Origin of the sequence: Sporosarcina sp. ACRSL (genome assembly GCF_022346605.1) — a bacterium.
Lineage (GTDB): Bacteria > Bacillota > Bacilli > Bacillales_A > Planococcaceae > Sporosarcina.
In genome coordinates this window covers 77,198-100,772 of the sequence record NZ_JAKRNT010000007.1, presented here as the reverse complement: position 1 = coordinate 100,772, position 23,575 = coordinate 77,198, and the positions used below count along the sequence as shown (strand labels likewise).

The window sequence follows — 23,575 nt, the reverse complement described above, 5'->3', positions numbered from 1 at the left end:
CTTTATTATATTGTACAGAACAAGTGTTCCGTTATCAACTAATAAAAAAACCACCTTAATTAGGGTGGCACTAATAAAAAAGATGGTACAAATCACTGGATCTAAAATAACACCCTGTTTTTTTGGCAAGACCCTACATGGGATATCTTGAGATCTATCACTTTTCAGGAGTCTAATTAGTTTCCTTTTACATTTAATATCATATTCGGTGCAATTGCCTAGCACTTTTTATCAGACAGAAATTCATGTAACAATCCATTCACTTTCTTAACCTTCCAAGCGACGCCATCTTTCCTTCTGGGTGGAGCAATATAATAATAGTGGAATTCTGTTACCTGGCTTACCTGGCTAAGTCTAGCATCTTCGACATATTCTTTTGAAGCATATACAATATCCCCTTGCCTCTTCAACCCACTATTTATTTCATTATCGATGACAGTAATGATAGCCAACTCCTGTTGCTGTAATTCTTCAATCAAATCCTCCGTTTCTGGATAATTTCCCCAAATAATATGTGATTTAAGCATAGGTAACACCCTCCTATTTTTCTTATGGTTATTATATCACATTCTAAATACACTTTTCAGATAATTTAAGTGTGTAATTGCTAATAATTAGTACCTTGGTACAATGGCAGGAAGGTGCTTCAAAAATAAAAAGACCGTTTAGCAACTATCATTGTTACTAAACGGTCAGATTTATGCTTCAATAATTTTCTTGATCATTGTATCAATATACGTTTCCCTATCATCAAATTGGAACAGTATATTTCTTGATTCCATTTCTTCTTTAGGTAGCGTTGTTCCAGTATTAATAAGGTCAGCAAAATAGGTATTTGAAATGATGAATGAGTTTAGGATAACTGAATCATCTCCAAGTCGCGCTTCCATTTCTTTGATCGTCTGATAAAAGACCAGTTTCGGGTCGGTAATGGAAAGATTCCGGATACCTTTCGGGTCAGCAAAGGTAATATACTGCTTATTATTGTAAAGCATCCATAATATAAAGTCTGGATGGAAGTTGCCCGCTTCGAAGAAACCAATGCCGCGTCCTCTTGATTGGTTCCTAAGGACATAAAGCTCTTTATCCTTAAAAAAACCTTTATTCTTCTCATAAAATATTTTTAAATCCTTTAGGAACAAATATTCCTCTTCATTTAACGCAACTGGTTTAATACGAATAGAAGTTGAGTTACCGTCAAAAGAAAGCAATGGTTCATACAAATGTTGCCCGTATGAGAATGATTTGAACTGACCGAACTCGATATCTAAAAGTTGCTTATTCTCCAAAGCATTCTTTAGTTTCTTAAGTTCCTCAATGAGACCTTCTTCTGATTCTTTATCTGCATACACTTGGTATTCATTAATAAAGTTTTTATCATTTTCATCCAATTCGTAGTATTCCATATGAGGAGCTTCAAATGCCTTCTTTGCATTTAAGTATTGCTTCTCGCAATACTTTTTCAGAAGTGCAATTGCAATTTCCTCCCATCGCTTAACTTGGCTAAAATCGCTAAATTCTAGCTCTCGTTCTGGTATTTGTAATTTATACCACGTTTGATCGATTAGGAGTTCTACTATTTTTTCTTTGGATAAAACTAAATTATACCAAGTACGCTCATTTTTGAAGCGTTGCATCTCGAAGTAAATGGATTCCATGTCCATAAATGCAATATGATGTTTTTTTAATGTTGTCTCATTTAGTACAGCCATCTGTACTTCTCTCATCTTTCCTGCACCATCAAGACTATTTCTAAACTGGATTTTTGGATACCAATTAATAATCACCTTTTGTGAAGAGGGTACTGGTTCAGAAGGAGTAGAAAGTATAGGCTTGGGCCCTTGCTTTTTAAAATTAATACCGTCTTTTAATCGTAGAGCTTTTAGGTTGACTTTCCGTTTTTGATAATTAAGAATAACAGGCAACATAAACTCTTCAAAATCTACTTCTGTCTTAATACCTTCTTCTTCAAGATACTCTTTGAATTGTTGCATGTAATCTGCATGTATCCCGAAGATATTGAGCGTTTCAATGTACTTTAAGTATTTGAAATTCGGTACTTCAGGAACAAGACCTTTTAGTGCATCACTTCTTTTAAGGCTAAATTCATATCCTTTTAACCGAACCCCTCTGCCGAACAATTGGATGATTTGTGAGCCTTCACTTCTTCCCATGTTCATTAACCCCATTGTACTTACACGCCAGCTACTCCAACCCTCAGTAAATTTTTTAGAACCGATAAGAATATTGATACTTGAATCTTTCTCGTCGATTTTATGAAAATAGGATTCCGAAAAATCTCGTTCGGTTGCTAATAGTTCAGGGTACTCCTCACACAGTTTCCATAGCTGTGCAGCATCCCCAACATTAATGACTCCAAACGGGTCATTCTCGCCTAATCGTAAGGAAAGCTCTCCTTCTTGCCCCTTCAACTTTTCTACTCTAAGAGTAGTCCTAGCTTGCGATGAATTAAACAAAATCTTTAAGGTGTCAAAATATATCTCTTCGGCTGATTTATTTAATGATGCTAAATACGTAAATGCATTTTTGAAGATTTCTTGTTCCTTATCATCTAGCAAACCTGGCTTGCCGCTTAATAAAGACTTTAATAGCCCAATACTCTCGTTTTCTTCCTTCACGAATCGAGCAATGAAAAGAAGGACATCCGTAACATCAGAAACAGTCCTACCTTGTTGTTTTCGGAGTGCATTTACACTACCGCCCACAAATACCCATAATGGTTTTTCAACGAAAAATGGTCGATAGGAAATTTCATTATCAGTATAGATTTTTAATTGCTGGTAGAATGACAGTAAACAGGCGACAAGATACAAATGACGTACCTTTTCATCTTTATCATCTTGCAAATTCAAAATTTGATACTCTTTTCCATATCCATCGGCATGAAAATAACGATAAGAATAGTCAAACAGTATACATTTTGAATACTCATCAATAAGATCTTTCTTTTTTGCTACTGCTTGTCCAAATGTTGCTGAGTATTCAAAAGCAAATCCACTTTCACTTAGTTGCTCTCGTTTCGTCTTCCATTCGTCTCCCGAAGATCCACGATGCCCTTCATCAACTAAAACTAGGTTGTTCCCTTCGAATGCTCCGACTGCTACAGTCTTTTCACCCATCTCATCTTTAATTTTGTGAATATCAATAATGGAGATTTCCTGTCCTTTAAATAGTGCTCCAGTTGTCTTATCAAATAAACCAGCTCTCATCCCAGACTTCACAAATTCCTTTTCATGTTGTATAGATAGGTCTTCACTTGGAGTGAGAAGAATTATATTTGCCAACTCATCTGGTCGGTGTTTTTTGGAAAAATAGTGAAGATATTGCTTAATATTCACATGCATCAATAATGTTTTTCCAGAACCAGTCGCATTCCAGAATGCTAATTTCCGTAAATCATCTTCTACATACTCAGAAAGATGATCTTTCTTAGCCAACTCTTTATTTTGAATAGCAACTAGAGTATTCAAATCGATTAATAATCGTTCTCTTTGATTAAAATACTTATCTAAATATATTTCTGTAAAGAGCAAGGATAGATATTGGAAGTATTTCCACTTGATTCTTTCTTCACGATGTTGACTAATTTCCAAAGTGAAACGCACAATATTTTCATCATACTGTCGCAAGATCTCATCATTTAGGTTTTGTCTTTGGACTAAACGTGATGTTAGCTGCTTATAAAAACGTGATATATTATCGACATCTAATTCTTCTAATGATGCTTCTTTTAAATCTTTCGTTAGACTATCAAAGGATTCTACTTCAAACTGATTTAACATGTATTGATTGAGAATAAGTTGGTCACTCAACCGTAATTTTCTTTTAGTGGGAGACCTTTTAACCATTTTACACAGCCCCCTTAGACATCTTGAGCATCAAACATTAAACGTTTGAATTCTTCTTCGATTAATACGACTTTCCAATTACTTTCATCGATTTTCAAGTTCTCGATATGGTTGTCTCCATTGATATAAATACGGTCAAATTCGAAATCTCTTGAGTTAATCTTTTGCTTTATTAAAAACTCTTCTAATTCTTTATTTGTAGACTCCGTTAAGTTTCGCCAAATAACAAGAACATTTTCGCCTGTGTGTAGTTCACCTTTGATTAATTGGAAGCCTTTAATAAAATCCATTTCCATTATATGCAGACCAATTAAATAGTTGAATGTTTCGACAAGGTCAATTTTTTGAATTTTAGTCTCTTTACCATTACTAATCTTCAATTTATAATCAAATGGATTTTTAAACATATCAATATTTAATAGGGAAGCACTACCTTTAGATTCAACATCAAGCATGTAAGATAGCATGTAATTCTCTTTTACTTCCGGTGCCATATTTTCCTCAATAGCGAGCTTTTGCTGCTCGGATAAATGCAAGTCGATATTATTTAATGTATCCTCATAAGATTCTAAGCGAATATATTTAAACATATGGCTTGAGCCTTCTCGAGAAACAGGCTTACCATCTTTCCAGTCTTTTGAATATATTACTTTTTGAATCCGTTGCTTCGTTACCTTGTCAAAATACTCACCCATTTCAATGAGAATATATTTTAAATCACGACCACTTTCTCTGTTCAACTCGATAACTGCATGGCCCGTAGTACCTGAACCAGCGAAATAATCAAGAACTATGTCTGGATTTTCTTTAGAAGTTGACAAACTTATGCTTCTTTTAACTGTATTTATGGATTTAGGAAAATCAAAACGTTTTTCCCCTAAAATATTTATTAGCAAGGTATTTCCATAATTACCCGCATCATATTCTCCTCCACTCCAAACAGTTTTGGGAACAGATAATTCATGTGTTAAAAACAAATCATATATACCATTGTCTTCAATAATTGTAATTCGATCCAAATTTCCCTCAATGCTATCTAAACCAAAGTTCCATCGTCTCTCTATACCATTTTGGTCTATTGGCCAAATTTCAATTTCACCATTTTCCAGTCTTACATTCTTACCAGCTGGGCTAAAATCATCGCTTGGTACCTTACCAATTCTCGTTATTTTTCCGTCTTTAATATAAATCGGATAAAAAGATAATTTTCTCTCAACTCTTAAAGAGTTTTCTCCCCATCTCCTCATTTTCCTAGGAGTATCATTTTCTTCAAGTGTACGATTGATTACATTTTTCTCTTCTTCATTAGTAATAAAAATAGCATATTCATGTACTCTGTTAAAATCTTTAGTAATGGAACCTTTTGGATTATGAACTAGTGTAACTGGTGAAATTCTATGGTTTGTGAAAATGCCTCTTAATAAAGAGGTCAAATTCACCATTTCAGTATCATCAATAGCGATGACCCCGACACTTTTTTCGTTCATTAATCGCTTAGATAATTCCAGTCTATCCCTCATTAGTGACAACCATGTTGAATGCTTATACCCATTTTTATAGATTATTGGAGTTGAGTTTGTATTGTAAGGTGGGTCTATATAAGTGCATTTTATCTTATTATTGTATTTCTCCTTAATTAAATTCAACGCTTGGAAATTATCACTATGAATTAATGTGCCATTTATTTGTTCGTCTATATTTCCTATTGAAGATAATAGCTTCTGTACAAATTCCGCATCAAAAAATTTCGTATCAACAACTAAATTATTATTACTCTTCAAGAACTCATCAGATAATGGGATAGAGTAGCCTTTTATTTCATCAATTGAGTATAATTCATTCCAGTTTCTAATTTGCTCTTCATTAGACAGTATTGAAGAATATAATTCCTCAGGTATCCTATCAAGTGTTATACAATAATTCGTTTCTATAACCATTTTTTTCTTAAGCCACATTTTTTTTTGAAAACCTTCAAGTTGTTCTAGAAACATAATTATTTTTGTACCTATGGATTTGATAACTTTAACTTTCGAAAAGTATTGTTCAATACTCTTCTCGTTCTCAGTGTCTAGGTCGTCCAAGTGGATAACTTCATTTTTAATAAAAAAATCTAATTCTCTCCGAAGAAAGCCCCCTAAATCTTTATGGATAAAATAATCAAACGTATTTCTAGCTGTATAGTCATTTAAATACTTTTCTAATAATGTTCTTTTTTTATTCTTTTCTGTTGGGGATAAAATTTGTAGTTCGTTTATCCAACTACTGTATTCACTTCTCCGAAAGATACGCTCAACAGTTTCAGTATTAACTTTCTCTCTCGTTCGCTTTTCTTTATCAGGACGATATTCGAAGAGGATTAAAAGCTCGTTATTCTCCTCAACCAAGAAGTCGTTATTCGTCAAAATAAAACGTCGTTCTTTTCCTTCTTGAACCTTATTATTGTTCTTTTCAGTTTCTGCTTCGATAAGCTTAAAGTGAACTTTCTTTCCCGAGGGTAAAGTAAATGTATAATCTCTGAAATGCTCGGATGATTTAACATAATATTGATCCGCATTTGCCCAATGAAGTTTTACTTCTTCTCCTTCATAAGGAATAGCATAGATATCTTTCTTATAACGGCGTAATGACAGGAAATCTCCTTCATGATAATATCTCTTAAAGAAGTTAGTTAAATCTGAGAACACTTCATTCTCTAGAGCAACAACATCAACGCCTTGGTTTAATTTATTTTGAAGCGATATATATTTCTCAGAGCTCTCTTTTGGAACTCCCATATCCGTAAGCTGTTTTTCGAGCTTGTTAATCTCTTCTTTTATCGTCTCTAAATCTGCATCTTTATATTTCTCAAATGCACGCTTTACTTGAGGGACTAAGTCTTTATCCAAAAAGCGACTTACTTCCTCACGTTTTTGATTCATAATACGGTATATTCCAAAATCTAAATCAGCTTGGTCGAATTGAAACATTTCTTCCAACATTTTTATAAAATTGCTAAGCTGTGTGCTCACATCATTTCCCCCTCATCAAATTACACGCCATCGGATAGTGAACAACTCTTCCTTTGTCGCTTTTTGAACTAACTGCTTTTCAAGCTCTTCAATAAGTTCGTCTCTTTTCTCTGCTATCTCATCTTCCACGTCAAATATTTGTTGGCGCTGTCTTCTTTGTTTTCGCTCCATGTCTTTTATTTCTTTTTGAATGTTGTGTTGTTCTTCAGTTGTGTTTGCTTGTCTTGCTTTTCTTTTTAACTCTTTAATTCGAACTTTAGTATCGGCCAGATCTTTTTCTGCTGCTATTATTAAGTCATCCGCCCATTTTTCTAATCGCTCTCTTTCTTCTTGAAAGAAACGATTATTATTTTCCAATGATTTATTTAAAGTAGCTGCTACATGCCTTTCAGCATTCTGTCGAAGTGTTTCGAGTAACCCCGCAGACCATTGGGATAATTCGAACACTTGCGCACTACAATTAAACAGCTTTTCGCAAATTTCTTGATCAATGATTCTCCCGTTATCCGTAAGACCACTAAACAATAAATACTCTTCTCGTTGATACGAGTCAATGGTAAGTTTTAACAGAGTCAAATAACCACTTTCACCAATTAGTTGTTCAATCAACGAAATTTTGAAAGGATGATTTGAAATATCGAAAATGAGTTCTCTATTTGGAGTTTTAGCCTTCTGCCCTTCCTCTAGCACATATTCTCCCAAAGGATGTGAAAGACGATAAATCTGATTTGTATGATCTAGTTTATCTTTATCCTTCGTTATTAATTGGTATTTTCCTTGTTGAATTTCGACATATTCAATCGGGTATATTAATTCAAATTGATAAATGTCATCATAAAACATTGCCCTATCTTTCAGCACTACATTTGTTAACGCCCAGAACATTTTACTGAATCGGTCTAACTGATAATTTGTTTCATCTAGATGGAATTTTAGTCTACTATGAACATCCTCATCAAAATGTTCAAGAAGACTCTTTCTTGTGTCGTCCAACTTGCTTTTGATTTGTGTCTCCAATTCGTTTTGCAGCTTTTCAAAGGCTGTTGATATTTCTTCAGGAGTCCTACACTCTTGATAGATTGAAAGGATACGCTTTTCAAAGTCAACTCCTGATTCAATCGTTCCTAACACTTCATCAGATGCTCCTAGAACACCTGTAAACAAATTGAACTTATCCCTTAATAGTTCATAAACACGAGCATCGGCATCATTTCTTTTGTTCAGAAAATTAATAACAACTACATCATGTTTTTGACCATAACGATGACATCTTCCGATTCTTTGCTCAATCCGTTGAGGGTTCCATGGTAAATCATAATTTATTAATAAGGAGCAGAATTGCAGGTTTACACCTTCCGCGGCCGATTCTGTTGCAATCATGATTTCTGCGTCATTACGAAAGTAATCGATCAAAGCTTGTCTCTGATCTGCTGTTTTGGACCCGCTGATAAGGTTGGTACCTCGGTATGTTTCTAACCATTTTTCAAATATCCGTTTAGACTCGATATTAGTATTAGTACCGTTGAAAATAACAACTTTCCCCGCAAATCCATTTGCCTCTAAAAAGTTTTTTAAATACTCTTGAGTCCTTTTTGATTCAGTAAATATCAAAGCTTTTCGATTCGCATCCATTTTCTTCATTTCATTAAAGCCAGTTTCAATAGCAGTTAACAAAGCTCTAGTTTTACTATCTATCTTTATGGAACGAGCCCACTTTGCGTACCTATCAAGCTCTTCGATCTCTTTTTTGAGTTTTTCTTTATCAAGCGCTACTATTTCATCTTCAATTTCAGCATCTTCATTTTCATATTCATCAAGGATGTCATATTCCATTTCATCTTCTGTGATGATTTCATTAATTAAATTTCCCTGGCCGTCCTGTTCTTGCTCAGTCCCTCGTAAAAGCTCTTCTAATCGTTCTTTCATCGTTTGCAACGTGCCAGCCACCGCTTGAGATGAAGATGCTAATAACTTCCTTAAAATAAGTGTAGTTAGTACCCTTTGACGTTGTGGGATGGCATACGTATCTTCCCTAAGTAAGAATTCAGAGATTGCTTGGTATAGTTCTTGTTCATCATCAGTCGGCATGAAAGGCGTAGTATAGGCTTTTCTTTCGGTATATTGTATGTATTCTTGGACTTGAGACCTAAGAGTACGGTGAGTGAAACTTTTTAATCTCTCTTTTAATTCACCTAAGTCTCCTTCGCTGCCCATGTACTGGGCACGAAAAGCACCAATATCACCAAAAAAGTGGTCGTCAATTAATGTTGAGAGACCATACAATTCTAACAGGGAATTTTGCAATGGAGTAGCTGTAAGCAATAGTTTCTTGGTATCCTCGGTTGCCCACTTAATACCCTTTCCTAGTTTGTTACTATTGCGATATACATTACGCAATTTATGCGCCTCATCAATTACGACTAAATCAAAACCAGCCAATTTTATATCCTCTTTCTTTCGATTGGCAAAATGATAGGAAGTGATTATCACTTTTTCTTGATTAAATGGATTACTATGTCCAGTATGGTAAATTTCATTGAACGTTTTTGCCTCTAGAATTATATTTGGCAAATTAAATTTCTCTTCTAACTCCATGCTCCATTGCTTTCGTAGAGATGCAGGACAAATAATCAGCAGTTTCCTTTTTCTTTCTGCCCAGTTTTGACATAGTACCAATCCTGCTTCAATTGTTTTTCCAAGTCCAACTTCATCAGCGATAAGTACCCCTTTTGATAACGGGGAACGAAAGGCGAATAACGCAGCCTCTATTTGATGTGGATTCAAATCTACATTCGCATCAAATAACGAACGAGATAGCTTTTCTATTCCGTTTGCAGCTGTTTGTCTCGTGAGCTCATGTGCAAAGTATTTTGCGTGATAATTTGTTGACAAGCTTATCCCCTCACTTTTAAAAGACATTGTATACCTACCATTATTTTACCAGAAGATTTTTCATACTCAAGTTGATCTGTAATTAAATCAACTTTATTCCACCTACCATGATTTTTATCCCAAATCGATTCGCAAACAATTGTGATTTTATGCACCATCGATTTAATAGAGGCATCCCAACTTATGAGCGGAATGAAATGACTTTGGAAAAAGTAAGATGCCGATGATTATAAACTTTCTCAGTTTGATCATCGGCATCTTTATTAATCTATTCTGTTTTATGGTTGTTCGGTAGGAATACCGGGTAAAAAAATACATACAGTAAAGAGGAGCCAATACTTTCAATAGGAGCTCGAATCTCTTGATTTTGCATACTCCATATCAACAGCCATTTGCGAAAACTCAAACAGTCTGCTTCTCAGCATTAATTAGGATTTTCTTACACAGCTAAACAGCTTACCAAGAGAATTTCCACTAAGTGTTTAATCCAGTGCCATAGAGAGCAACTTCTCTCGAAGCTTTGGATCCGTAGCGTAGATATAGAGTCCGTTGATTCCACGTTTCATTAACACATTAATAGAATTCAAGACGATATCTTCTTTTATCTCTTCATTTTGTTTAGGCGATAAATCCTTCCTAGATCGAAAAGCTTCAATGTCCTTATATTTGTTTACATCAATAAGTAACTTATCATTTACTTCGTCGTATCCAATTGAAGGTCCTAGGATAACACCTACATAGTTTAAATCAAACCCTTGAACGGTATAAATAGAGCCTACTTCATTAATGGTTTGAGGTTCTTCAGCCCAGGTCTTATTCTTCCATGTAGTGTTCCAAGGCATATTAATTCCGTGCTCATCAACAATGTATTCTTCTCCGTCTTTTTTATGTAGATAATCAAATGTCGCAACAATTCTTGAAAGGCCATATTTATTATTTTTATCCACAATTGCATTTTTAAATTCTTCACTATTACGAAATACCTTTATCTCATAATAATCGTTCTCGTTTGTCGTTTTGGGAATGGGAAGTATTTCCTTCGAAACAAAATTGTCTATCCAGTTTGTGATATCAGCACTTGCATTAATTCTCAATTGATCCGTCAAATGGAAAGTTTCTGTTTGGTACTTTTCAATAATACTATTGATGGAGTCATGGTTCCAATAGCTTTTTATTTTTAACACTTGCTTTGGATCAAAAATTATTATTGTTATTTTACTTCTTTTAATAATTTCCTCAAGTTGATTATCAAAGTTAAAATTATTATATGCATCTTCTTTACTTAATAGTAAGTGTGCTTCGTCTACTAAAACAATATCTGCGGCGTTAGATGACCTATCCATTTGGTTGATAAAGGAAGTAGGTTTTAAAAACCTATTCTTTTTTAAATTTGGCAAACTAAATGCTATGCTTTGGTAGGTTTTTAACATTTCACCATGGTTAACAAGCAAATAATTATTAGAGCCTTTTAGGGGTGAACTTTCATCATTCGCATAATCTTGTATTGAATTGAACAACGAACTCAATAAAACACTTTTACCAGTTCCAGCATCTCCTTCTATTAAGAAAACATGGCGTCCGGATTTGTGAATATTATTTTGACAGAACTCTAAAATTTTATTTTTTATTTCTAATTGTTTTGCTGAAAGCTCTTTATAAGGAGATAACTTAAAAATATCTTTATTCCTTAGATTTTCTAATGTATCGAAAACGATATTCTCTTCAAGAAGACTCTCCCATATTTCGGAAAAGATATCTTCATGGTAGTATTGCTTTTGAAAATAATTATGCATTTGAGTTTTAACCGTTTGACTAACATTTTGCAATTTATAATGATTATCCGCGATAAAATAATTTATGAGATTCGTTTCAATATTATAAGTAGCCGATTGATGAAATTCTTTATGGCCAATTAGAATAGTCTCATTGTATATTGAACGTTTTGGATTGCTCAGATGATCTTTCATTCGTCGAGTTGTTTGTACTGTTTGTCCAATATAAGCTGTTGGTCGCTTGTCATTATATAAAATATATACGATTGGATAACTATTTAAATAAACAGATGTTATGTTATTTAATCCACTTGAAGTGAATTTTCTTTTTTCAAAAATGAGGTCTCCCATAAACTGTTTCTCCTCTAAAAAATTAGCTTTGTTTTTTTTGCAAAAATCACACTCAAGGTAAGGCTATATTAAATTATACCATATTTATCATGGAAAATTGAGGAAGTACATTTGTCTGCTAACCTATACCAAATGCTGTGTAGATATACGAGTCCCTTCAGATTCCAGCCCCGTACCCCTTACCCACCTCCCAAAACGTTCATATCCCTGTTCCCAACACCTCCCCCGTATATTTGTTATACGCTGTAACCGCCGTCCCCACCGGGCCGTTCCTGTTTTTCGAAACAATCAGTTCCAACGTGCTGTCGTCTTCATCCATCGTGTAATAGGCGTTTCGATAAAGGAAAATGATAACGTCCGCGTCTTCCTCGATAGAACCGGATTCGCGAAGGTCGGACATGAGCGGGCGTTTGTCTTGCCGTTGCTCGACAGCACGACTTAGTTGCGCGAGTGTGATGACCGGGCAATTGAATTCACGCGCCATTGCTTTTAAGTCCTTTGTGATTTGCGAAACTTGCAGATGCTTGTTACTGCTCGTGTCCTCGGAATGGATGAGCGTCAAGTAGTCGATGAAGATGACCGGTTTCATGCCACGGTATTCGTGGATCATCTTCCGCACTTTCATCCGCATTTCCGCGACGGTCTGTTTGCTGCGGTCGAAAAATTGGATGTCCGTCTCCGACAATTTGCCGATTGTTTTCGGCCACTCCGCTTTCTGTGCTTCATTTAACATCGAATACTTATTCCGCATCCGGGCTCTCGAGTATCTTCCGGTCGAAGCGAGTAGACGGTCCAGCAAGCTCGTGGCGGACATTTCGAGTGAGAAGATGATCGGCAGGCGGTTTTTCCATCCGGCATGCTTCGCGATATGGAGCATGAAGTCCGATTTCCCCATGCTTGGCCTTCCAGCGACGATTGTCAATTCCCCGTCCTGGAACCCGTTCGTCATGGCATCCAACTTCTCGATTCCTGTCGTTGCGCCTTCCTCCATTTCCTTTTTGACATACGGATCGTCATAGACATTCATGAGCAAGTCCGAGATCGATGAATGATCGCTTGCCCGGTTGTCGATGAGCGCATCCAGTTCGCTCATGATGCGGTCGATCGGCCAGTTTTCCTGGGCTGCGATATGCAGCACATTTTGCTTTTCGCGTTCCCGCCACACGTCGAGCATGGCGTCGACATGGTCGTCGAACTTCTCGATTTGCACATAGGTCGTCAAGTCGTCTATGTAATTGGCCCCTCCGATATCTTGCGGGTTGAAAGATGATAGCAACGTGATGAGGTCGACGGCTTTCCCGTTTGCAAGCAGCTCCTTCATCGACTGGAAAATCATCTTGTGTACCGGATTTGTAAATTGGGAGACGGCTAAACCAGAATCGGTTATCAAATAATTCTCTTTCAGCATCGAACCGAGAACCGCTTTTTCCGCAATCACCACGCTTCCCCCTTCGTTAGATCCAGCGTGAATTCCGTCACTTGCCTTTTCCGCAGGAAATTATTTATTCTTCCTTTCTTTTCTTTCTTACTTTCTTTAGTAGTTGTTAGCTCTTTGTGATGACTTTGTTGGGCCTTTGTTAGCCCCTTTGTTGGCTCGTCTCCGTTTTGCTGATAAAACGCCCAGTTTGTAAGGGTTATGAGACGATTTGCCTTTGTTGATTCATTTGTTAGAAATCCGAATTTCTCAAAACGCTTTAGAGCTGTTCGGACGTTCTGGACGGAGATATACTCACCACTTTCCTCCGCAAGTTTAGCGAGGGACGTCAAAATCTGACCCGGCTGCAACGTATATCTCTCCCCTTTCCACTCCCACTCCCTCTCCTCGAAACGCGCCATCATGAGCAATGTGATGAGGATCACTTGCTGCTCCGGCGTCGACCTCCTCCAAATCGGCTTGTCCTTCAATCCCCGATGCAATTTCAACCATCCTTTATCCATTTCCATTCCTCCTCCTAGTGATCAGTCCCTTTTACTTGTTATATAGAAATGAACAGTGGAAAAGGATACACGTTCGAGAAAAAAGATTTATAGAGGTGGTGCGATTAAGTCTTTGCGGTTGATGAACCCGATAAAGAAAATATCGAAAGGCTGTTTTCTTCGGCATACAAAAAAATAGCCACCCATTACCTGGATGACTACATTACGACCATGACTTTCTGTAACTAGCAGGAAAATAATAGGAAACATTACACACTTTTATCCATTAAACCGCAGAGAAAAACGCAGAGGTTTTAACATTCTCTGCGTTTTTTAACTTTTATTGATTTGCTCTTCCACTAGAGCACCCGTTAATTGAGTAACATTTCGACAACTATTAGGTCGCTTTGTTGAAGGCAAGTAACAAATAAAAAGTGGTCTTCACATTTTATTGAATGGTTGTCCCACCATCAACAACCAGTTCTGCTCCTGTCATAAAACGGGATTCATCTGAGGCAAGGAACAATACTGGGTAAGCGATATCCATTGAATCTGCTAAAAAGTTTAATGGTATTAATGCCTTATATAATTCTTTTGTTTGTTCATCGATTCCTTTATTGACTAGTGGAGTATCTACCACTCCCGGGTGAACGGAATTTACTCTTATACCATGTTTAGCAAGATCTAGTGCTACCACTTTGGTCATTGAACGTGTTGCACCTTTTGAAGCAGTGTATGGAACGCCCCCCATACCACCCATTAAAGCAGCAATAGATGAAATATTAATGATTGATCCAGATTGGTTCTTTTTCATTTCTGGTACGACGGCTTTTATTCCTAAAAAGGTTCCTCCAGCGTTTACATTTATCACTGATTCCCAATCATCCCAACTAAAATCCTCAATATTTGGACTAGGACTTCCACCGATTCCTGCATTATTTACCAAAATATCAATTTTACCAAAATGTTTAATTGTTTCCTCTACAACAAAATTCCATTCTTCTTCATTAGCAACATTTTGTTTTAAACCGATGGCTACTTCACCAAATTCATCATTGATTTTTTTTACTGTTTCTTGGAGTAATTCTTCTTGTAAATCTGTAACAACCACCTTTGCTCCTTCTTTTGCAAAAAGATAAGCTTCAGCTGCGCCCATTCCGCTAGCTCCACCTGTAATGATAGCTACTTTATCTGATAATCTTCCCATACTCGTATGCTCCTTTTTCATTAATCCTTCTTTTGTATCCACGATTTATAATGGAACCGGTTTAGATTGTCCCTATGCTTTTAAAATAGACGAACGCCATGTTTATTTAATTGTATTTTCCGGAATTTCGACAGGCTTCGAATATAATGGTGCATTATTTGGATCGAAGTCAAAGCCTTTTTGTTTTAATAGAAATGAAGCACGGGTACCACCATCCACCATGACTTCTTCTGCATTTACAAAAGTGGCCATATCACTGTTAACGAATACACATACTTTTGCTATTTCCTCTGGTTGTGCATCTCTTGTAATATAGCCTTTCCCCATAGATTTGATGACCTCCTCGTCATCATTAAGATATTTTGAAAACTCCCCGCGTAATCGAGTTGCAGTAAATCCTGGACATACGGTATTGATGCGTATATGCTTTTCTGCATATTTTCCAGCACTTAGGAACGAATAATAATTTAGTACACGCTTACTTAACGAATATGCACCTGCATCGACCAGATTTTCGTCATTGATTTCTAAGAATTTAAATGCATCTTCTCTGCTGGCAGTGGTCAAATATTTAAACTCATCAATATGTGCTTCCCAATATTGACCTGCATTTGAAGTAACAATTGCAATTGATCCATTTTCATTCATCTTATCGTACAATAACTCATCAAGCATGTATTTGTAAGAAAGGAAGTTTATCGATAGTACTAAAGATGTTGGTTGATTCACACCAGAAACTCCAGCAAACCCAAAGAAGCAATCGAACTGTACCAGTTGATCAAATGCTGTTTTAATTGAATCCGGGTCATTGCAATCCACCGGAATATATGTAACTCTTTCATTATCGGAAGGAAGTATATCAAGCACATATACTTCTGCACCAAGGTCTACCAAAATATCAACCGTAGCTTTACCCATTCCGTTAGAACCACCTAAAACAACACATTTTTTCCCCTTGTAGTTTAAATAATCTGTCATAACTTTCTCCTCCTGATCCCTAAAAAATTTATATATAATCATTAAATAACAATGGTTATATATATTTGAAATGTTTACAACCCAATGATAACGCTTTCTAAATATTTTTAGTAGATACCTATAAGAACATAAATAGACTATCTAAAAGTATAGGTACTGACTGGTTTGCTATCCTTTTGTCTAATGCATTGATATTATTAAGAGAAGGGGTGGAGATCTAATATGAACATAGATTGGGAGAAGGAGTTATTAACCATACGACAATCTGATTCTATAAATGAAGGATTGTTTGAAATGATAAAGATTTTCCATAAATTCTTTCCGTGTGATATGATACAACTTTATAACTATTCAAGTTTCGACTATACTATCCGTGGCATATACTCATATGAGCCCCCAAATCTTCAATCGATTTCACATGTGCATCATAGTATGGTAATCAACGAACATGTACATAGAGCCATCATACAGAATGAGGTTCGTTTCTTTAATGATAATAAATTCCAACTTTCTCTTGGAAATCAGTTCATATTATCAGATACTATACACAATATGCTACTTGTACCGCTGTCAATTAACGGTGTTACAGTCGGTTATTTAACTGGTGTAAATGTTAGATTTAAGGTTACATCTGATAAACTAATGGAAATCCAAAGTTTTAGTGATAGTTGTATCAATGCGCTCAATTTATCTAGTAAAGTGAATACTACACAATTCACTGATAAGGAAATTATAGTCATGGAGTACATCAGTAACGGATATACAACCAAAGAAATAAGTCGATTTATCAATATTTCCGAATCAACCGTAAAATATTTCATAAAAAATGTAATGCTTAAAACAGATAGTAAAAATCGGACAGAGGCAGTCACCAAGCTTTTCCGTTTAAAATTAATTCAGTAAATATGTTTACTATTCCATCTGACGACCAATTTATTGATCAATAATTACACTTCTTATGACTCAGAATTGAGATACCAATTACAACAAAAACACCTCTCGAATCATTAGTCGGGAGGTGTTGTTTTCCGTAAGGTTTTTTCAATCGTTTTACGCGCATCGAGGGACTACTATCTTGGCAAAGCACTCAAATGTTCGTGAATCAATAACCAGTCATCTACTTCTTTCACAAATACATTGGTCGCTCTTCCTCGACCACTTGTATATTCACCATTCACGTAACCCTCATAAAAATATGTATAGGTACAAGTTAAGGACGTTTTAGAAATGAATAGCCATTGTACATCTTGAGCTTCATAGTTTTCATCTTTGACTACTTCCCATGCATTTTCAAAATAATCTCGGATGGCTTCATGAGTTGTACATGTTTTGTTACTAAAAAAATAAACCGCATTCGGATGGAGTAACTTTTTAACTTCATCAAAATTGTGGGTATTTGTCGCTTTTATATACTCATTCAGAATCTCCAATTGCTTCCCTCCTTACCTTTGTTGTTCCCATAGGTGGTTCAGTATACTGCTTACTACCGCTACGATTGCTAAAATGATTGCTAATGTTAGTTTTCCAACATCATATATAGCTAAAGCCGCAACGCCAAAAATGATAAGTTCAAGTACTACTCGCCCCGAACCCTTGACTCGCAGAGCACTCTTAGGTGCAACAAAAATCCCCCAAATTGTTGCCAATAGGAAAGGTGAGCCTATGCCTAATACTGCCTTCATCAGAAAACCACTGCCAGTTTGAAAGCCCCAGTATGACACTGCTACTAGACCACACATTTCTAACATAAAGCGAATTGCTAGGTTTACTTTCATTCCCATTCTCCCTTACTGTTTGTAGTTGCTTTTCTATACGTACTATTCAAGGATTCGGTTTCAACTTCGTATGGGCAGTTACTATTGTCTATTAGCATCTGCATTCTTCCCGTAATCCGCTGGCCTACTATATATATTTGTTATAAGCTGTCACCGCCATCCCCACCTAGCCGTTCCTCTTGAGTACTAATCGGTAGCTGCGGAAAATAAATAAAGCCGATCCATTAAGATCGACTAAGATGTTCCTTGAAATATTTTTCAGTTAGCTCTTTGTATGCTTTGCTGTCTTTCGGAAAGTAGATGAGATCGCTGTCCTTATCGAGTTTCATTCGAAGCGATTGAGACTTTTTATCAAACCACAATCTGTATTCTCCCTCTGCATATGCACCTGATTCACTCTCAGTAAATTTCACCATTAAAAATCCCTCCAATGTTTTTATTATAACCTGGAACGGTAATGTATCAGGCACCTGTTTGAATTCGTGTCTACTATTCGGATCAATGTTCCGGTTCAAATGTGATCTATCATCAAGTGAATTTCAAATCTTGCCGAAATCAACAAAGAGATTCACATTAAGTGATAGACAAAATGGGAGAAAACGGGTAACTTATAGTTCGATGAAGGAATGGGGGAAAAGTATGAGCATTGTGCTGGGTGTCGTTTTCCTGATAATTTACGTAAGCTTCGCGTATTATATCGGCTACAACCTGTTCGTCTGGCTGCGGGAAACGTTTTCATTCAAACGAAAGAAGACCGTGATTCTGTTCGCCATTCTGTTGGCAGCTGCTTATCCGATTGGAGTGGCTATTTCCTTTGTCCCCCTTGAAGTCATCGGGGGGTATTGGCTCGTTGTGATCGGATACGGTGTACTTGTATTTCCGCTTGTCAACATCATCTATTTTCTCAGAAAAAGAACAGGCATCAAGCTCCTCGGTTATCTTGCTGTTAGCTTCTATGCATCGATCTTTATCATCGGAACCTTAAATGCATGGAGTCCAGTCATCAAAAGCTATGACATCACCATTCAAAAGGAAACGGAACGGGGAAACCTGAAGATTTTGATGGCGTCCGATTTCCATTTGAATAACATCATCAAAAACAATCATTTGCAACGTTTTTTACAATTGAGCAAGGAGATTAATCCTGACATCATCTTGTTGCCTGGAGACATCATCGATAATTCGGTTGCCCCCTACCTCCGACACCAGCTCGGGGACATTATGAAAGAGATCAAGGCACCGATGGGTGTTTATGCGACCATGGGTAACCACGAAAACTACGGACGTGACATCCCCATCATCATCGAAGAATTCAAACAAGCGGGAATCACCGTATTGGAAGATGAAGCACGGTTGATCAATGATGAATTCTATCTCGTTGGACGGAAAGACTTTCAGGACAGCGATCGAGTTTCCTTGCAACAACTAACGAAAGACATCGACAAGGAGAAACCGATATTCATGCTCGACCACCAGCCTGTGGAACTCGACATCGCTGTACAGAACGGCATCGACCTGATGGTGTCAGGACACACGCACCGCGGGCAATTGTACCCAGGGCACCTCATCACCGAAAGAATCTACGAGAATGCGTACGGACATTTACACAAAAACGGCATGCACAGCATTGTCTCATCTGGATTCGGCCTTTGGGGTCCACCTTTGCGCATCGGAAGCCGTGCAGAAGTCGTCGTCATCAACGTCCATTTTGAAGAATAGAACCTCAAAGAGCGTAAAGGGTTTTTGATAGAATAGAAGAGATGTATAATCAACTCTACAATTCACCAAAGCAAAAGTGCATAAATTTATGCGCTGGTGCTAATTGTTGATTATAGTAAAATTACCTATATTAGATGGATTGATCGTGGAGGGGAAAACCTTGATGGAATTCGTTTATAGGTTTAAAGAAATCCAGAGGCTTCAATGGGAGTTATTCATTGATTATTGGTATGTTTACCTTGTAGCTATTTTACTTGGATTAGGGATTGTTCTATTTTGGATTATAAAAAAATAGCTATTTATCGATTGTTATTCAGCCGAACTAACACTTATTTCTTCCACTTCTATCAAGAAGTATCTCTAAGCATCAACCTGAACCCAATACCTCCCTGTATATTTGTTATACACTGTAACCGCTGTTCCCACCGGACAGTTCCTAAGTATGCGTCGATGTAGAGGAAAATGATGACGTCGGTAAAAACGCCTCCCGAAATATTCAAGAGGCGTCGATTCCATTACATCGGTTATTGCTCACTTTCTACTGCCTTTGGTCGGACAGGTGCTTTTCCAGATCATCAAGCGTGTCGGACCAGCCGTCATACACGTACTGATCGCCGGGATGACCGGCGAATCCCCGTAGGTGGAAGGTCATCTCGGTGTTGTCCCCGTTAGCTGTGAGGGTTAGGGTCACGACAGGAGAGTCCTCGATAGGGGCATCGGGGTAACCCCAGGTAAAGATAAGTCGCTCGAAAGGTACGACATCGAGAAACACTCCTCCAGTATGAAACTCCTCGCTGGTCTCGCTGTTGACCATCGTGTAACGGTAACGTCCGCCTTCACGAACATCGAAAGAGATGGACTCCAGGGGTGTCGAAGGCAACCAAGCGGCAAGTTCCTTCGCCTCGGTCCATGCGCGCCAAACGAGCTCGCGGCCGGCATTTAGAGTGCGGGTGATGGTGAACTCCGGTGTGGATGTGGGCATGTTCATTGTTCCTCCTTTATGGTTTTAGTCTTAAGGTATTCTTCCAGTATATCGAAGCACTGGTTCTACTATACTCACCTACTCAGTTCATACGGGCTTGCAGCACTGTCTCAATAATTGATTAAGCAATTATATGCAATAATTGTTTGATTGTGATAAACTGAACATATAATAAGAAAAGACCAGATGCTGGAACATCCGGTCGGTGCAACGGACATACCGCTAGAAGAGCGGTTGGCCAGTAATGAAGAGTTTTTACAAAAGAGTAACTACCCTGCTTTCTTGCCAGTTAGCGGAGGGTGGTTACTTTTTTCTATTGATGCATAGAGCAATAATCGCCACAATCGTTGCTGCTACTGTTGCGAGAAATATTCCAAATTGGAACATCATGTTGATTGCTTCGTATGTCACCATATAAACACCCCCTTTCACAAGGGAGTGCCAACCGCCCATCCACTATATGCCGTTGCTACCTATTAGTCTATCATATTGGTAATTAATTATCGATTGAGTATTTAGAAAACCACAAGTCAGGTAAGATTGATTTTCATTCTCCCTTACCCTCTCCCCCATAATCCATGGGCCTCGTGAACCGGTAAACCGCCACTTGCAGCAAAATGATTAGAACCGTCACAAGTACCAATAATTGAACGGATGAGAACGGCTTGAAATAGCCCTCCCACTCTTCGATTTTTTTCACACGCAGTACCCAAAAATAGGAACTGAGAAAAGACAGGATATTTGCGATGAGAAGAACAAGGAATGACGATTTTCGTTTTGCTAAAAAAGCGAAAACCCCTACAGCGATTATCATCAGTCCGTAAACGATCATCGAGTAATTTTTTTAATCATCATACATGGACAGAAAAACGAACGGTATACAATAAACCACCAATAGGAGGATTGCGAATTTGTTTAGTTTCATAGCTAACTCCTTCCGTACTACTTCTCTCTTCCTGAAAATCGAATGATCACAGAAACGGATTCTCCACCCACGGTCCCACCGTTGACACTCTCGTCATCTGCTTGGCCATGTATGCGGGGGTATAGGGCATATCATTTTTCACCCACCAAACGATGACGCCAAAATAGGCGGACGTGACATAGGCGATTGTAATTTCGATGGGTACTACAAATTCGAGCTTGTCATCAATCATAACCTGCGTCGATCTACATACCAATGTTTCAATAACCTCTCGAACTGACTCGGTGAAGTACGGTACTTTTTCTTGGACGAGCATGACTTTGTAAAAGCGGTCGCTTTCGATCATTTTCGTAAATAGTTGAACGAAGATCGGATGCGGATTATCGCTGTCATATTCAAATTCAATATCCTTCACTTGCACGCAGACTCTTAACTTCTCTAACGCCTCGTCCAACATTTGTTCCAGCAATTGATCTTTATCTACGTAATGCAGGTAGAAAGTGGCCCTGTTCAGGTTGGCCCTTTCTGAAATCTCTCGTACCGTAATCTTCTTATAATCCTTTTCTTCCATCAAGTCGAGTAACGCTTCCTCAAACATCGCTTTGGTCCGTTGAACTCTCGGATCCATCTTTCTAGACAATTTATATCCTCCTGTCGGTTAACTTACAGATGGTAGACACTGTTGGCGAAAATGTCGACAATACAACATTTGACTGAAAAGTGATTATTGTTTTAACTATCAATCTATCTATAATTATAAAGGACTACACCTTGTCGATAAAGTGGATTTGGCAAATTTTTTGTGAGGTTTTCTTTCATCTCTTTTGTATTCGTTTTCCAAGGTGATAAGGGGGGTATTGAAATGGGAGTAAGAAATAACGTCCAGTGGGATGCGGTAACGGATATAGTCGTTTTAGGCAACGGGGGTGCAGCACTCACAACAGCTATTCTCGCCCATGATCAAGGGGCGGATGTTGTGATCCTTGAGAAATCGAATCTGATGATTGACTACTTGTATGAGCATACGCCTGTACGTTTTGCTGTCCCCAAAGGGTATGGGGACTATGATGTAGATTTGCCAGGGGCCAAAAAGGAATGCCGCTCACTCGACCCCCTTCCGTTTCATTTGAACGATTTAGGGGAGTGGGCGGATAAAATAAGAAGAAATCTGATTTTCCCACCTTTGAAGTTGGAAGAAGGGAGAGCCTCTGTTCCGGGAGATATTGACTTCACCATTGATGCCCAACGAATGGAAAACAACACCTCAACAACGGGATGCACATTGGCTGGCAGTCTATTTAAGGCTGTACTAGATCGTGGCATTATTACATTGACTTCCACTCCCAGGCAGGAGCTCGTGATGGATGATGAAGGAGCCGTCATTGGTGTTCGCGCGGAAAAAGAGGAGGGAGCAAGCTATTTCCTCGGTGCTCAAAAGGGCGTCATGATTGCTTCATGCGGATTTGAATGGAACAAAGAACTTGTCCGTTCATTCCTAAAAGGAACAATTCCGCATCCGTAATCCTCTATACAATGAAGGTGATGTATCAAATGGACAAGTCATCAGTTTACGTGGAGAAGGGATTCCCGGACTATACGCTGGGATGAAGTATATCGGTCACGCACCTACGCGTAAAATAGAGACATGGAAAACATTCGATCATCATAAAGGAGGAACAGCCAGATGCCTAGTGGAACTTATACGACAGAAATAGATGTGCCGATTGAAAAGGTATGGGATTTTGTGAGTGATATGAACAGGTGGGCACCGCTCGTCCCGGGATACATCGAGCATGAAATTCTAAGTGACACGCAATCGACGTGGACGTTTAAAGGTGATATCGGCATTATGCAAAAGACAGTGAAGTTGCAAATCGACATCACCGAATGGAAGGAACCAACGCTTGTTACATTCGATTTAAAAGGGTTGAATGAAAACTTTGCGGGCGATGGATATTTTAAAGCGGAAGCGCTCTCGGATTCCAAAACGGTGATGCACGGGAATTTGGACATCACAGCAAAAGGGGTCATGGGGCCGATGATAAACACCATTTTGAAATCATTCGTCCCGAAAACAGCGGAAGATTTGACGAAAGCGATTGCCGAGGAAATTACGAATATTGAACTGAGAAGAGTGTAATTACAGAACCCAGACCGTCATTGGTTTGGGTTCTTTTTTT

The 23,575-nt window shown here is 37.8% G+C and carries 20 protein-coding genes; 4 read left to right on the top strand and 16 right to left on the bottom strand.

The window, feature by feature from the left end; genetic code table 11:
* Positions 1 to 218: 218 nt before the first annotated feature.
* The 9 genes from MHZ92_RS11635 to MHZ92_RS11595 form a co-directional block, all read right to left on the bottom strand.
* Complete coding sequence (locus MHZ92_RS11635; RefSeq protein WP_239431870.1) at positions 219 to 527, bottom strand: hypothetical protein; 309 nt, start codon at positions 525 to 527, stop codon at positions 219 to 221.
* Between the two features lie 171 nt (positions 528 to 698).
* Complete coding sequence (locus tag MHZ92_RS11630) at positions 699 to 3,869, bottom strand: DEAD/DEAH box helicase family protein (RefSeq protein WP_239431869.1); 3,171 nt, start codon at positions 3,867 to 3,869, stop codon at positions 699 to 701.
* A 14-nt stretch (positions 3,870 to 3,883) separates the two neighbouring features.
* Positions 3,884 to 6,877 carry a site-specific DNA-methyltransferase gene (locus tag MHZ92_RS11625; RefSeq protein ID WP_239431868.1) on the bottom strand — a complete coding sequence of 998 codons (2,994 nt, stop codon included), beginning with the start codon at positions 6,875 to 6,877 and terminating at the stop codon, positions 3,884 to 3,886.
* Between the two features lie 15 nt (positions 6,878 to 6,892).
* Positions 6,893 to 9,796, bottom strand: coding sequence for an SNF2-related protein (locus MHZ92_RS11620; RefSeq protein WP_239431867.1), 2,904 nt, complete (start codon positions 9,794 to 9,796; stop codon positions 6,893 to 6,895).
* Positions 9,797 to 10,251: 455 nt separating this feature from the next.
* Positions 10,252 to 11,892: a DUF2075 domain-containing protein gene (locus MHZ92_RS11615; RefSeq protein ID WP_239431866.1), complete on the bottom strand. Its 1,641-nt coding sequence runs from the start codon at positions 11,890 to 11,892 to the stop codon at positions 10,252 to 10,254.
* A 199-nt stretch (positions 11,893 to 12,091) separates the two neighbouring features.
* Complete coding sequence (locus MHZ92_RS21605) at positions 12,092 to 13,330, bottom strand: replicative DNA helicase (RefSeq protein ID WP_239431865.1); 1,239 nt, start codon at positions 13,328 to 13,330, stop codon at positions 12,092 to 12,094.
* Positions 13,327 to 13,830 carry a hypothetical protein gene (locus tag MHZ92_RS11605; RefSeq protein ID WP_239431864.1) on the bottom strand — a complete coding sequence of 168 codons (504 nt, stop codon included), beginning with the start codon at positions 13,828 to 13,830 and terminating at the stop codon, positions 13,327 to 13,329. The genes MHZ92_RS21605 and MHZ92_RS11605 overlap by 4 nt, the downstream gene beginning before the upstream one ends.
* A 427-nt stretch (positions 13,831 to 14,257) precedes the next feature.
* Positions 14,258 to 15,016: an SDR family NAD(P)-dependent oxidoreductase gene (locus tag MHZ92_RS11600; RefSeq protein ID WP_239431863.1), complete on the bottom strand. Its 759-nt coding sequence runs from the start codon at positions 15,014 to 15,016 to the stop codon at positions 14,258 to 14,260.
* Between the two features lie 102 nt (positions 15,017 to 15,118).
* Positions 15,119 to 15,994: an SDR family oxidoreductase gene (locus MHZ92_RS11595; protein ID WP_239431862.1), complete on the bottom strand. Its 876-nt coding sequence runs from the start codon at positions 15,992 to 15,994 to the stop codon at positions 15,119 to 15,121.
* Positions 15,995 to 16,216: 222 nt separating this feature from the next.
* Between MHZ92_RS11595 and MHZ92_RS11590 the strand changes: the two genes are divergently transcribed.
* Positions 16,217 to 16,897, top strand: coding sequence for a helix-turn-helix transcriptional regulator (locus tag MHZ92_RS11590; protein ID WP_239431861.1), 681 nt, complete (start codon positions 16,217 to 16,219; stop codon positions 16,895 to 16,897).
* Between the two features lie 167 nt (positions 16,898 to 17,064).
* Here the strand turns inward: MHZ92_RS11590 and MHZ92_RS11585 are convergent, their stop codons facing one another.
* The 3 genes from MHZ92_RS11585 to MHZ92_RS11575 form a co-directional block, all read right to left on the bottom strand.
* On the bottom strand, positions 17,065 to 17,424 hold the full coding sequence (locus MHZ92_RS11585; protein ID WP_239431860.1) for a YybH family protein: 360 nt from the start codon (positions 17,422 to 17,424) through the stop codon (positions 17,065 to 17,067).
* 12 nt (positions 17,425 to 17,436) lie between these two features.
* The gene (locus tag MHZ92_RS11580; protein ID WP_239431859.1) at positions 17,437 to 17,769 is read right to left on the bottom strand and encodes a YrdB family protein; all 333 of its coding nucleotides are present in this window, start codon (positions 17,767 to 17,769) and stop codon (positions 17,437 to 17,439) included.
* Between the two features lie 224 nt (positions 17,770 to 17,993).
* Positions 17,994 to 18,185 (bottom strand): hypothetical protein, encoded by a 192-nt coding sequence (locus MHZ92_RS11575; RefSeq protein ID WP_239431858.1) that lies wholly within the window; start codon positions 18,183 to 18,185, stop codon positions 17,994 to 17,996.
* Between the two features lie 223 nt (positions 18,186 to 18,408).
* Between MHZ92_RS11575 and MHZ92_RS11570 the strand changes: the two genes are divergently transcribed.
* Positions 18,409 to 19,488 (top strand): metallophosphoesterase, encoded by a 1,080-nt coding sequence (locus tag MHZ92_RS11570; protein ID WP_239431857.1) that lies wholly within the window; start codon positions 18,409 to 18,411, stop codon positions 19,486 to 19,488.
* 538 nt (positions 19,489 to 20,026) lie between these two features.
* Here MHZ92_RS11570 and MHZ92_RS11565 read toward each other — a convergent pair.
* The 4 genes from MHZ92_RS11565 to MHZ92_RS11550 form a co-directional block, all read right to left on the bottom strand.
* Positions 20,027 to 20,476 (bottom strand): SRPBCC family protein, encoded by a 450-nt coding sequence (locus tag MHZ92_RS11565; protein WP_239431856.1) that lies wholly within the window; start codon positions 20,474 to 20,476, stop codon positions 20,027 to 20,029.
* A gap of 297 nt (positions 20,477 to 20,773) precedes the next feature.
* Positions 20,774 to 20,884: a putative holin-like toxin gene (locus MHZ92_RS11560; protein WP_239431855.1), complete on the bottom strand. Its 111-nt coding sequence runs from the start codon at positions 20,882 to 20,884 to the stop codon at positions 20,774 to 20,776.
* Between the two features lie 133 nt (positions 20,885 to 21,017).
* Positions 21,018 to 21,284 (bottom strand): hypothetical protein, encoded by a 267-nt coding sequence (locus MHZ92_RS11555; RefSeq protein WP_239431854.1) that lies wholly within the window; start codon positions 21,282 to 21,284, stop codon positions 21,018 to 21,020.
* Between the two features lie 157 nt (positions 21,285 to 21,441).
* Entirely contained in the window at positions 21,442 to 22,035 is a 594-nt protein-coding gene (locus MHZ92_RS11550; RefSeq protein ID WP_239431853.1) for a TetR/AcrR family transcriptional regulator, read from the bottom strand.
* A gap of 222 nt (positions 22,036 to 22,257) precedes the next feature.
* Between MHZ92_RS11550 and MHZ92_RS11545 the strand changes: the two genes are divergently transcribed.
* Both MHZ92_RS11545 and MHZ92_RS11540 read left to right on the top strand, forming a co-directional pair.
* A complete protein-coding gene (locus MHZ92_RS11545) occupies positions 22,258 to 22,917 on the top strand; it encodes an FAD-binding protein (protein ID WP_239431852.1) in 660 nt (219 codons plus the stop codon).
* 162 nt (positions 22,918 to 23,079) lie between these two features.
* On the top strand, positions 23,080 to 23,535 hold the full coding sequence (locus MHZ92_RS11540) for a CoxG family protein (protein ID WP_239431851.1): 456 nt from the start codon (positions 23,080 to 23,082) through the stop codon (positions 23,533 to 23,535).
* The last annotated feature ends 40 nt before the right edge of the window (positions 23,536 to 23,575 follow it).